At 38.8% G+C, this 11,066-nt stretch carries 13 protein-coding genes, 1 tRNA gene, 1 other RNA gene and 1 other annotated feature; of the genes, 1 reads left to right on the top strand and 14 read right to left on the bottom strand.

Annotated elements, in window-relative coordinates; all coding sequences use genetic code 11:
- Positions 1 to 247: 247 nt before the first annotated feature.
- From AC11ZT_RS13125 to tadA, 7 genes are all read right to left on the bottom strand, one after another.
- Positions 248 to 517, bottom strand: coding sequence for a pro-sigmaK processing inhibitor BofA family protein (locus tag AC11ZT_RS13125; protein ID WP_484060029.1), 270 nt, complete (start codon positions 515 to 517; stop codon positions 248 to 250).
- 93 nt (positions 518 to 610) lie between these two features.
- The gene (locus AC11ZT_RS13120; protein WP_484060028.1) at positions 611 to 838 is read right to left on the bottom strand and encodes a YaaL family protein; all 228 of its coding nucleotides are present in this window, start codon (positions 836 to 838) and stop codon (positions 611 to 613) included.
- Between the two features lie 17 nt (positions 839 to 855).
- Positions 856 to 1,452 (bottom strand): recombination mediator RecR, encoded by a 597-nt coding sequence (gene recR, locus AC11ZT_RS13115; protein ID WP_484060027.1) that lies wholly within the window; start codon positions 1,450 to 1,452, stop codon positions 856 to 858.
- A 12-nt stretch (positions 1,453 to 1,464) separates the two neighbouring features.
- Positions 1,465 to 1,791, bottom strand: coding sequence for a YbaB/EbfC family nucleoid-associated protein (locus tag AC11ZT_RS13110; protein WP_379971514.1), 327 nt, complete (start codon positions 1,789 to 1,791; stop codon positions 1,465 to 1,467).
- 17 nt (positions 1,792 to 1,808) lie between these two features.
- A complete protein-coding gene (gene dnaX / locus AC11ZT_RS13105; RefSeq protein WP_484060026.1) occupies positions 1,809 to 3,473 on the bottom strand; it encodes a DNA polymerase III subunit gamma/tau in 1,665 nt (554 codons plus the stop codon).
- 174 nt (positions 3,474 to 3,647) lie between these two features.
- Positions 3,648 to 3,912: signal recognition particle sRNA large type (gene ffs, locus AC11ZT_RS13100), an RNA gene on the bottom strand.
- A gap of 80 nt (positions 3,913 to 3,992) precedes the next feature.
- Positions 3,993 to 4,475 (bottom strand): tRNA adenosine(34) deaminase TadA, encoded by a 483-nt coding sequence (tadA, locus tag AC11ZT_RS13095; protein WP_484060025.1) that lies wholly within the window; start codon positions 4,473 to 4,475, stop codon positions 3,993 to 3,995.
- 274 nt (positions 4,476 to 4,749) lie between these two features.
- On the opposite strand from tadA, the gene AC11ZT_RS13090 reads away from it, so the two are divergent.
- Complete coding sequence (locus tag AC11ZT_RS13090; protein WP_484060024.1) at positions 4,750 to 5,418, top strand: deoxynucleoside kinase; 669 nt, start codon at positions 4,750 to 4,752, stop codon at positions 5,416 to 5,418.
- Positions 5,419 to 5,449: 31 nt separating this feature from the next.
- Here the strand turns inward: AC11ZT_RS13090 and AC11ZT_RS13085 are convergent, their stop codons facing one another.
- The 7 genes from AC11ZT_RS13085 to AC11ZT_RS13055 all read right to left on the bottom strand — a co-directional run bounded on the left by AC11ZT_RS13085 (position 5,450) and on the right by AC11ZT_RS13055 (position 11,057).
- Positions 5,450 to 5,797 (bottom strand): helix-turn-helix domain-containing protein, encoded by a 348-nt coding sequence (locus AC11ZT_RS13085; RefSeq protein WP_484060023.1) that lies wholly within the window; start codon positions 5,795 to 5,797, stop codon positions 5,450 to 5,452.
- 103 nt (positions 5,798 to 5,900) lie between these two features.
- Positions 5,901 to 5,993 (bottom strand) — tRNA-Ser (locus tag AC11ZT_RS13080).
- Positions 5,994 to 6,103: 110 nt separating this feature from the next.
- Positions 6,104 to 7,378: a serine--tRNA ligase gene (serS, locus tag AC11ZT_RS13075; protein WP_484060022.1), complete on the bottom strand. Its 1,275-nt coding sequence runs from the start codon at positions 7,376 to 7,378 to the stop codon at positions 6,104 to 6,106.
- Between the two features lie 51 nt (positions 7,379 to 7,429).
- Positions 7,430 to 7,645, bottom strand: a binding site (T-box leader).
- A 50-nt stretch (positions 7,646 to 7,695) separates the two neighbouring features.
- The gene (gene pdxT / locus AC11ZT_RS13070; protein WP_484060021.1) at positions 7,696 to 8,283 is read right to left on the bottom strand and encodes a pyridoxal 5'-phosphate synthase glutaminase subunit PdxT; all 588 of its coding nucleotides are present in this window, start codon (positions 8,281 to 8,283) and stop codon (positions 7,696 to 7,698) included.
- Positions 8,284 to 8,298: 15 nt separating this feature from the next.
- Entirely contained in the window at positions 8,299 to 9,186 is an 888-nt protein-coding gene (gene pdxS / locus AC11ZT_RS13065; protein WP_484060020.1) for a pyridoxal 5'-phosphate synthase lyase subunit PdxS, read from the bottom strand.
- A 212-nt stretch (positions 9,187 to 9,398) separates the two neighbouring features.
- A complete protein-coding gene (rpoN, locus tag AC11ZT_RS13060) occupies positions 9,399 to 10,661 on the bottom strand; it encodes an RNA polymerase factor sigma-54 (RefSeq protein WP_484060019.1) in 1,263 nt (420 codons plus the stop codon).
- A 288-nt stretch (positions 10,662 to 10,949) separates the two neighbouring features.
- Positions 10,950 to 11,057 (bottom strand): aldehyde dehydrogenase family protein, encoded by a 108-nt coding sequence (locus AC11ZT_RS13055; protein ID WP_484060030.1) that lies wholly within the window; start codon positions 11,055 to 11,057, stop codon positions 10,950 to 10,952.
- Between the last annotated feature and the right edge of the window lie 9 nt (positions 11,058 to 11,066).

Below are 11,066 nucleotides of genomic sequence, written 5' to 3'. Positions count from 1 at the left end.
TCCTGAGCCAGGATCAAACTCTCCATAAAAGTTAAAGTTTGTCTAAGCTATAAAAAAAATAAAACTGACGTTTGTTGTTTTGTTTAGTTTTCAAGGTTCAACATCGCGTTTCAGCGACTTTAATAATGTAACATATCGTCATAACGTTGTCAACAAAATTTATTTGCTGTCGTTTAGGACGTAAACTAATATATCATAGTCATCCAACATCGTCAATAAAAAAATTCAACAACTAAACACTCAAATACTAATGAGGAAACACAAACAACTGGATAATGACGAGAGCAGCAATACCCGGAATTCCAAGTAACCCCGAGATACATGCAGTCATAACATTAATAGGAATATGAAAATTAACCTGCGCTCCCATAACATTTAACCCAAATAGAAACAGAGCTCCTATTGCCACTTTAGCAAAAAGGCTTCCAATAAATCGAATTGGCTTTAAAGACGAACCCATTACTAACAACAACAGAATACACCCAACAATAACAGATATAATCAGAATATGGTCCACTTTCTTCCCTCCCATACATCTTGTACTATATATGTATGGCTGAGGCAAAAAAAAAGACCATTCTTAAAACGAAGTGATATCCGAATTCGGATATCACTTCGTAAAATTCATCATTTTTAATTTTCTATACTTTGCCTGTTTTAACATGTAAAAGTACTTGGCTTCAGAAAGATGAACATAATATAGAAGGTCTTCAGACGGCTCTACACTTTGATCCAATATACGTTTTTGGCGAAGCCAATCTTCCTTTAGATTGCCAAGCAACGTTATCAGTTTCTGATCATATTCATTTCGTAAGTATCCTTTTTTATGAAAGAACATCGTATTTCCCCCTGCTGTTATATCTCTCTTCGACCTTCGAGAGCTTTAGAAAGTGTCACTTCATCTGCGTATTCTAAATCTCCCCCTACAGGAAGACCATGAGCAATACGTGTCACTTTAAGGCCTGTTGGCTTTAAGAGCCGAGAAATATACATAGCCGTTGCTTCTCCTTCAATATTCGGATTCGTAGCTAAGATGACTTCCTGGACAGTATCATCATGAAGACGTTTCAATAGTTCTGGAATCCGAATATCTTCAGGACCAATCCCTTCCATTGGAGAGATAGCTCCATGAAGAACATGATATACCCCTACAAAATCCTTCATTTTCTCTAAAGCAATGACATCTTTAGGCTCCTGCACCACACAAATGACTGACTGATCTCGGTGCGAATCATCACAAATATAGCAAGGATCCTTGTCTGTAATATGCCCACAAACCGAACAATACGTTAGATTTCGTTTTGCATTTACAAGTGCCTTTGCAAAATCTAATACATCATCTTCCTTCATATTTAAAACAAAAAACGCAAGACGAACCGCCGTCTTTGGTCCAACACTAGGAAGTTTCATGAAGCTGTCAATCAACTTTGAAATAGGCTCTGGATAATGCATGAAATTTGCCTCCTAGAAAAGACCACCTGGTAAGTTCATCCCTTTTGTAAATTGTCCCATTGTTGAATTTGTTAAATCATCGACTTTTTTCAAAGCATCATTCGTTGCAGCCAATACAAGATCTTGTAGCATTTCAATATCTTCAGGATCTACTACCTCTTCCTTTATATTCACTTCAAGAATTTGCTTACCACCACTTACAACCACCGTTACCATTCCGCCACCAGCTGTACCTTCTACTGTTTTTTGTAACAGTTCCTCTTGTGCCTCTTGCATTTTCTTTTGCATCTTTTGCATTTGCTTCATCATATTATTCATATTTCCCATACCACGATTCATTCTCGATTCCTCCAGTACTATTCTTTTATTTCAACAAATTGTTCCCCCACCAATTTAATGGCCTCTTCAATTATAGGGTCTTCTTTTACTTCTTTTACTTCTTCCGTTGGTTCACTATGCAGAAAATCCTCACGAATCTTTGCCCATTCCGACTTTGGAATAGCAATCATATGCAGTTTTTTTCCAAGTGAAGCAGACAAAATTTGTTCTGTTGTAATAATTCCATCTTCATTCTCACTTGCCATTTTACAATGAATATCAAATTGAAAGGCAAGAATATAGGAATCAGTAGAAGCCGCTACTGGTTCACTATTTTCCAGTAGCACAGCATACGACACTTTGCTCTTCGCTTTAAGCTGTTCTAACACATTTCCCCAAGATGATTTAAGTTGCTCTAAATCTTTTCTTGTCGCCTTTTTCAAAACCTCGTGAATACGTCCCATTGGCAAACGAATACCCATAGCACGAACTGGCTTTGTACTTTTTTTCTGTTCAATTGTATGTGATTCTTGCGATGCAGGAATACCACTGCGGAGGCGAGTCATTTCTTGTTCCATTTCCTCTAACCGCTTCATGACTACTTGTAAATTGTCTATCTTTTTCATCTGACAAAGCTTTACAATGACGACTTCAAGGAAGACCCGTGGATGATTTGTCCATTTCATATCTTGCTGGCTCTTGCTAAGTGTATGAATAACTTCATATATTAATTCAGCTTCCATTTTGCTACTTAACTCTTGAAATTGCTCATCTACAATTACACGATCTAGTAAATCTTCCATATGAGATGAGGTTTGAAATAAAAGCAAATCGCGAAAGTAATAAATGAAATCTTCCATAAATCGAAGGGGGTCTTTCCCTTTATTCATCATATCATCTACAACCCGCAACGCTTCAGAAACTTCATTCTCATATATGCATGTCGCTAACTGACCAAGTTGCTTTTGCCCTACTGAACCAGTCACAGCTAGAACATCGTCTACCGTTACACTACCTTGGCTATATGAAATCGTCTGATCGAGTATACTTAGTGCATCTCTCATACCGCCTTCAGCAGCTCTTGCTACTATATGCAGTGCTTCTTCATTTACCTCTGTTCCTTCATTATAAACAACAGTATGCAGACGTTCTACAATATCCCCAACAGAAATTTTCCGAAATTCAAATCTTTGGCATCTTGAAATAATGGTCGGCGGAATCTTATGAGGCTCTGTTGTTGCCAATATAAATATTACATGCTTCGGCGGCTCTTCCAACGTTTTTAATAATGCATTAAACGCTCCAATGGAAAGCATATGCACTTCATCAATGATATACACTTTATAACGGACAGAGCTCGGTGCATATTTGACTTTGTCACGTATATCTCGAATTTCATCTACCCCATTATTTGAGGCAGCGTCAATTTCCAATACATCCGCTATGGATCCATTGGTAATACCCTTACAGGCTATACATTCATTGCAAGGCTCTTCCGTCGGCGCATGCTCACAGTTCAAAGCTTTTGCAAATACTTTCGCAATAGTTGTTTTTCCTGTTCCACGCGGACCAGAGAATAAATAAGCGTGGGATGCTTTATCTTGAAGAAGGGCATTTTGTAACGTCTTCGTTACATGTTGTTGACCGACCACATCTTCAAATCGTTGCGGCCTCCAAGTTCGGTAAAGCGCCTGATATGACACGAAAATAGGGCCTCCTTCAAACAGTTTTAACTTATCATATTATACCTTATTCCGGTTATGTATTCCAATGCGGAATCAAGCAGAGAGTATGTTTCCTATTTACTAGTTTCTTTTCGTTACAACAACAAAAAAGCCCACTTACTAAAGTGGACTTTGTATGTTTGTATATAACTGCCGTGCACCTTCCGTCGATTATCTGCCATAAGCGTTACTTACGTAGTTAGCTCCGTTCAGGCACTCCCGCGGCACACGAGAGTTTCTGCTTATTGCTGCTTCCTTCCGGATCTGACAAGGTTCACAGATTCTCGTTGCGCAGGACCCAAACATCAACACTACTTGCGCAAGGCAGACCTTACAGCAAAATAACCTCTAAAAGGAATTCAGCCTCGCTAGAGCGGATTGCGAGTACAGGGCGCCGCTACATCCCCGCCTAGCACGGCAAAGTTAGAACCAATATTTAGTTGCCTCAATGAAGGCATAATTAGTATAACTGTTTTACATGCAAAAAGCAACTTGTCATCAGGTTCCAATATTTAGGTCTTTTTGTTTGCGTTTTTTTCGAATATCACGAAAAAAACTAGAAAGCATTGCGCCGCACTCTTCCTGTAAAACCCCACTAACCACTTCCGCTTGGTGATTAAACCGTTCTTCCTCAAGCAAATTCATCAGTGTGCCTGCGCAGCCTCCTTTTGGATCACTCGCACCATAAACAACTCGCTTAACACGCGATAAAACAATTGCACCTGCACACATTGGACAAGGTTCTAATGTAACATAAAGCGTAGCATCCTCCAATCGCCAAGTCCCAAGCTTTCGGCATGCTTCATCGATTGCCAATAATTCCGCATGCGCAATCGAACGTTGCTCGGTTTCACGTAAATTATGCGCTTTACTTATTACCTCCCCTTTATAAACAATAATCGCTCCAATCGGCACTTCCTCCAAGCTTCGCGCTTTTTCCGCTTCCGCTATCGCCATCTTCATATAGTTTTCATCTTCCATATTTTCCTTCCTTTCCGCATGTTTGCAATGTTGATTTATGGAAAATATCAGTTTTTTCATAGTTTACTCATGTATGTACTCGTATAGGATAATGACAACTACTTCATTAGATAAGACAAACGTAAAAAAGTTCTAATTTTCCATATTTTTTTAAATCCATTCGCCCCTATTCTATCCTTTCCTATGCTACAATTGTCCTGTTTTGATTTTTTGTTCGTTTTGATTTATCGGAAAATATTATATAACAAACATTAATAAAGGAGATTTTGCAGGAATGAACGTACGACAAACATATCATATCCCTAGCGATGCCATCATTACAATCGCCGGAACCGTCGGGGTAGGTAAATCCACTATGACGAACGCTCTTGCACAAGCGCTTGGATTCCGTACATCCTTAGAAAAAGTAGATAGCAATCCTTATTTAGATAAATTTTACGAAGATTTCACTCGTTGGAGTTTCCATCTACAAGTTTACTTTCTGGCAGAGCGTTTTAAGGAACAGAAACGAATATTTGAATATGGCGGAGGATTTGTACAAGATCGCTCTATCTATGAAGATACAGGGATTTTTGCAAAAATGCATTTTGAAAAGGGAACAATGACTGAAACAGATTACGACACCTACAAAAATTTATTTGATGCAATGGTTATGACACCTTACTTCCCTCATCCGAATCTGTTAATTTACTTAGAAGGATCGTTTGATGATATCATCCAGCGCATAAAGGCACGGGGACGCTCTATGGAACAAAATACCCCAGTATCATATTGGAAAGAAATGCACGAGCGCTATGAGGACTGGATTAATAATTTTAATGCATGTCCTGTATTACGTCTAAACATCAATGAATACGACGTCATACACGAACACCGCTCGATCGAACCAGTTATTGAAAAAATCGGTAACTTGCTGCAACATACAAAAAAGCTATCGAAATAAACAAAAAATCCCGCGTTACACACGGGATTTTTTAATTTAATTTTTTAGCTGAACGTTTTGTAGGTGCAACTAAGTCTTTACCTGATTTACCAGCATGAATACGATTACGAATCGTACTTGGACTCAGTTGGTAAATAGATGCAATTTCCTTAACAGTCATTTCTTTTCCATCCAATACAGCTGTCAGTTTTGCACGGTGACTAACCTGTGCTTTTTTCGTCTGACAACGGCATCCACAAAGGTGCCGATACGTTTCTTCGCTCACAATATTACTAACATTAGATATGCTATTTAATATTCGATCCTTTTTACACGTTGGACATTGCACATAATATATTGTTTTTCCTTCTAACGGAATCGTTTGTATGAGAAGATCCATTGTATTACTTTCACTTCCTAACGCTATTCATAACTAAAAACTCGCTACAGCTTTGTAACGAGTTTTTCAATCTCCACTTATATGCGCTGTTGTCAGTTGTTAATGGAGGAGGAAGAGGGATTCGAACCCCCGCGCGGCTTGCACCGCCTCTCGGTTTTCAAGACCGATCCCTTCAGCCAGACTTGGGTATTCCTCCATATTGACAAGAATGATTATATCGAATTCCGGCTGTTTGGTCAAGTATTTTTCAAATAAAAAAAGAAGGAAGTTTCCCTTCTTTTTTTATTTGTATTGTAGTGTCTTACGTTATTTAATCATATCTCTATTTCTCATATATGGTCGTAGTACTTCCGGAATAATAACAGAGCCGTCTTCTTGTTGATAGTTTTCTAATATTGCTGCTACTGTACGTCCAATTGCGAGACCAGATCCATTTAACGTATGCACATGTTCTGGCTTTGCATTTGACTCGCGGCGGAAGCGAATGTTGGCACGTCTTGCTTGGAAACCTTCAAAATTACTGCAAGAAGAAATCTCACGGTAAATTCCTTGACTTGGAATCCATACTTCGATGTCATATTTTTTCGCAGCAGTAAATCCTAAATCCCCCGTACACATACTTAGCACATGATAAGGAAGCTTTAACAATTGCAGCACGCGTTCTGCATCATTTGTAAGCTTTTCTAGCTCTGCATAAGAATCTTCAGGCTTTACAAATTTCACAAGCTCTACTTTATTAAACTGATGCTGACGAATCAATCCTCGTGTATCACGTCCGGCAGAACCAGCCTCAGAGCGAAAGCATGCGCTATACGCTGCATATTTAATCGGTAATTCGTCCGCGCTCAAGATTTCATCGCGGTGCATGTTTGTAACAGGAACCTCAGCAGTTGGAATTAAGAAATAATCATTACTTTCAATAAGAAAAGCATCTTCTTCAAATTTCGGAAGCTGTCCTGTTCCTGTCATGCTATCACGATTTACCATGTACGGCGGCAAAATTTCTTTGTAACCGTGCTCCTCTGTATGTAAATCAAGCATGAAGCTAATAAGCGCACGTTCTAATTTAGCACCTAAGCCTTTATAGAATACAAAACGACTTCCGGTTACCTTTGCTGCACGTTCAAAATCAATAATATCTAAACCGGTTGCAAGATCCCAGTGTGCCTTTGCTTCAAAGGTAAACTGCGGAATTTCGCCCCATTTACGAATTTCAATATTCTCATCTTCTGTATCGCCAACAGGAACAGATTCATGCGGAATATTTGGAATCGTATAAAGAATATGTTGTAAATCTTCCTCAACAACGCGAAGCTCTTCATCTAAGGCTTTAATATTGTCCCCTACTTCACGCATTTGCACGATGAGATCATCAGCATTCTTTTTCTCACGCTTTAACACAGAGATTTGACCAGATACCTCATTGCGCTTGCTTTTTAGTTCTTCGGTTTTCACCAATAACTCTCTACGTTTTTGATCTAATTCTTCAAAACGATCAAACTCACTTAAATCCTCCCCGCGATGTTGAAGCTTCGCTTTTACTTCTTCAAAATTCGCACGTAAATATTTAATATCAAGCATTTGTACATCCTCCTTTTTTAAAATAGAACACAAAAAACTCCCGTCCCTCTTACAAGGGACGGGAGTTTACCCGCGTTGCCACCCTAATTGAAAGCATATCGCTTTCCTCTTTAGCTGGATGATAACGGCTCTTCACCGGAAATACTTACTTTACGCTTTCGTATTCCACTCTAGGATGGATTCACAAGCCGTCATTATCGGTTTTCACCAGCCACCGACTCTCTGCTAAAAAACAGTCCTGCTACTAGTTCCTATCATTGCTTTTACGTATAACTTTACCATCAATGTACTATAATCATTGACAACTTTCAAGTGACTTATACGACTTTTTTCGCCTTTGCTTCTTCGACCATTTTCACAAAATATGCTGTAACACGGTAGTCGTCCGTTAATTCCGGATGAAAAGAAGCTGCTAAAAATTGATCTTGTCGTACTGCAACAATACGGCCGTCATGCATTGATAGTACTTCAACGTTATCCTCAACGCTAACCACATATGGAGCGCGAATGAATACACCGATAAAATCATCGCCAACACCTTTAATAGAAAGAGCAGCCTCAAAGCTATCCTTCTGTCTACCGAAAGCGTTTCGTTCAACCGTAATATCCATCACACCTAAATGTGGTTCATAGCCAACTAAATTTTTTGCGAGTAGAATCATACCTGCACATGTTCCAAACATTGGCTTTCCATCTTCTGCAAATTGTCGCAATGGTTGCATAAATTCATATTTATCAATCAAACGACGCATTGTTGTGCTTTCACCGCCAGGCAAAATCAGTCCGTCGATTTCAGCAAGCTGCTCTACCTTTTTTACAACAACTGCCTTTGCTCCTGCCCATTCAATCGCTTTCACATGCTCACGAACTGCACCTTGAAGTCCTAACACACCAATCGTAGTCATAGGTAGGATCCTCTCTTACCAGCCGCGCTCTTGCATGCGTTGATCTGGAAGTAAAGAAGAAATTTCTATGCCCTTCATTGGATTGCCTAATCCTTTTGATAAGTGAGCAATTAGTTCATAATCTTCATAATGTGTTGTAGCTTCCACGATTGCTGCAGCGAACTTAGCAGGGTTTTCTGATTTGAAAATACCAGATCCTACAAATACACCGTCTGCTCCTAATTGCATCATTAATGCTGCATCAGCTGGAGTAGATACACCGCCCGCTGCAAAGTTAACAACTGGCAAACGGCCTAAACGTTTAATTTCAAGAAGTACTTCGTATGGAGCACCAAGTGTTTTTGCATATGTCATGATTTCTTCTTCACGCATACCTACAAGTTGTCTCACTTCTGCATTAACTTTACGCATATGACGAACTGCTTCCACGATGTTACCTGTTCCAGGCTCACCCTTTGTACGAAGCATAGAAGCTCCTTCTCCAATACGGCGCGCAGCTTCGCCTAAATCACGGCAACCACATACAAACGGAACTGTATATTCACTCTTATTTAAATGGAATACTTCATCCGCAGGTGTAAGTACTTCACTTTCGTCGATGTAGTCTACACCTAACGACTCAATAATACGAGCTTCAACAATATGACCAATCCGGCATTTTGCCATTACTGGAATCGAAACCGCATTCATTACTTCTTCAATAATCGTTGGATCAGCCATACGTGCTACACCGCCCGCTGCACGTATATCAGCCGGAACTCGTTCTAATGCCATAACTGCTACAGCACCTGCTTCTGCAGCAATTTTTGCTTGCTCAGCATTTACGACGTCCATAATCACGCCGCCTTTTTGCATTTCTGCCATACCGCGCTTTACGCGATTCGTACCTGTTTCATTATTCATCTTGCGGAGCCCCCTAGTCTCTATTCACATTAAAAATTAAGAATACTCATTCATTTTACCATTTGTTCTTAGATGATTGTCTACTTTTTTTACCTGAATTCTAGTAAAAACAATAGAAATTCCGTACATTTCCAGTATGTTACATCTTAAAATCCTTGTTATTCCCGAACAAACGAGCCTTTTCTTTGTACTACATTAACCAATTCACAATTCTATCCAAATCGTTTTCGCTTTGCAGAAGATGGAATCGATAACTCTGCTCTATATTTCGCAATCGTTCGACGCGAAATTATAATGCCTTGCTCTCGTAAATAAACTAATAATTTTTCATCAGAGATCGGACTACCCTTGTCTTCCTTCATAATAATAACTTTTATTTTTTCTTTAATGCCTACAGGGGACGAGGAAGAACCATCTACAGATAAGATTCCCTTTGAGAAAAAGGATTTTAATTCGAACACCCCCCGCGGAGTTTGCACATACTTATTATGTGTAACACGACTCACAGTTGATTCATGAACATTTGCTTTTTGTGCAATATCATGCAATGTCATTGGCTGAAGGGGCTCATTATTTTTAAAAAACCCGAATTGATACTCAGCAATCGCTTTTGTTACTTTACAGATGGTTTCCTTGCGTTGCTGAATATTTTTAAGTAACTGGTTCGCCTTTCGAAAACAATCATTCACATAAACAGTTGCATTATGATCAAGGTTTTCATAAGAGTTAGCATATAATCTATTTACTGTAACCGCCGGGATACTCTCTTGATTGGAACGTACTTCTACGTAATCCTCGTATACATCCAGGATTACATCTGGTGATATATACTCAATGGGATCAACGCTAAAACCAGCTGCCGGTCTTGGATGCAATATTTTAAGTCGATCTACAAAATTTTGCACATCTTCTACCGAAATCGAGAGCGCTGTTGCAATTCGTTGAAATTTTCTTTTCGTGAGATTTTCAAAATGCCCAGTAAGGATGTCGAAGCCAAAGGAAGGAAAACCCCCAGCACGTTCCATTTGAATTGTGAGACATTCAATCATAGTACGAGCACCTACTCCAGCCGGCTCTAATTGTTGCAACAGTGAAATCATATTGGATATTACTTCTCTATTCACATCATACTCATTCATAATATCTTCAGAGGAAAGGACAAGCCAGCCTCGCTCATCAAGGTTTCGTATTAAATATTTAAATACCAATTCTTCTTCTATAGAAAGGGGAATCAACATAACTTGCTCCATAAGATAAGCTTCTAACGAAGTATCCTCTTTAGCAGGTGCAAAATCTATTAAATCCCTTGTATATTCTTTTTTCGTCTTAATCTGAAGTACAGGATTTTCATTACAAGCTTCATGAACATATTCAAAAAGTTCAACAGATGAAAACTGCAAAATAGTAATGGCTTGTCTTAATTCTGGAGTTAACATTAGCTTTTGAACTTGGCGCTGTTCCAACATCATATTCATTTATATCCCTCTCACCTTCGAAGATCCGCCCATTTATTTTTTTAAAATTCAAAAAATAAAATGCGTACATAGGAAACAATTATAGAACTACCCTCTTTCTTTTTTCACAATACCATTAATTACGTTTTTGTTTATTTTTATTGTCAGATTTTCTTACACATTATTTAAATTTAAATACAGTATATTCTTTTTTGTTAGGTCTGCCTCAGCACATTTTACTCAGTCGTAATGATCAGAAGCAATTAAAATAAGCCCTTGAGAATCATCTCAAGGGCCTTTCTACTTATCTTACATATTTCGATTAAAACAAACTAATTTTACTTCTGTCATATCTTCCGTTGCATATTTAATGCCTTCACGTCCAATTCCACTATCCTTTACACCGCCGTATGGCATCTGGTCAAC

The organism is Ectobacillus sp. (genome assembly GCF_056992975.1).
The sequence above is the reverse complement of the archived record's forward strand: the minus strand, read 5'-3'. Positions and strand labels throughout refer to the sequence as shown.

Bases quoted from the DNA above. Each gene is read 5' to 3' on its own strand.
- serS (WP_484060022.1), bottom strand. From the start codon at position 7,378: ATGCTTGATATTAAATATTTACGTGCGAATTTTGAAGAAGTAAAAGCG.
- AC11ZT_RS13090 (WP_484060024.1), top strand. From the start codon at position 4,750: ATGAACGTACGACAAACATATCATATCCCTAGCGATGCCATCATTACA.
- AC11ZT_RS13085 (WP_484060023.1), bottom strand. From the start codon at position 5,797: ATGGATCTTCTCATACAAACGATTCCGTTAGAAGGAAAAACAATATAT.
- AC11ZT_RS13110 (WP_379971514.1), bottom strand. From the start codon at position 1,791: ATGAATCGTGGTATGGGAAATATGAATAATATGATGAAGCAAATGCAA.
- pdxS (WP_484060020.1), bottom strand. From the start codon at position 9,186: ATGAATAATGAAACAGGTACGAATCGCGTAAAGCGCGGTATGGCAGAA.
- AC11ZT_RS13055 (WP_484060030.1), bottom strand. From the start codon at position 11,057: ATGCCATACGGCGGTGTAAAGGATAGTGGAATTGGACGTGAAGGCATT.
- rpoN (WP_484060019.1), bottom strand. From the start codon at position 10,661: ATGAATATGATGTTGGAACAGCGCCAAGTTCAAAAGCTAATGTTAACT.
- pdxT (WP_484060021.1), bottom strand. From the start codon at position 8,283: ATGACTACGATTGGTGTGTTAGGACTTCAAGGTGCAGTTCGTGAGCAT.
- tadA (WP_484060025.1), bottom strand. From the start codon at position 4,475: ATGGAAGATGAAAACTATATGAAGATGGCGATAGCGGAAGCGGAAAAA.
- recR (WP_484060027.1), bottom strand. From the start codon at position 1,452: ATGCATTATCCAGAGCCTATTTCAAAGTTGATTGACAGCTTCATGAAA.
- AC11ZT_RS13120 (WP_484060028.1), bottom strand. From the start codon at position 838: ATGTTCTTTCATAAAAAAGGATACTTACGAAATGAATATGATCAGAAA.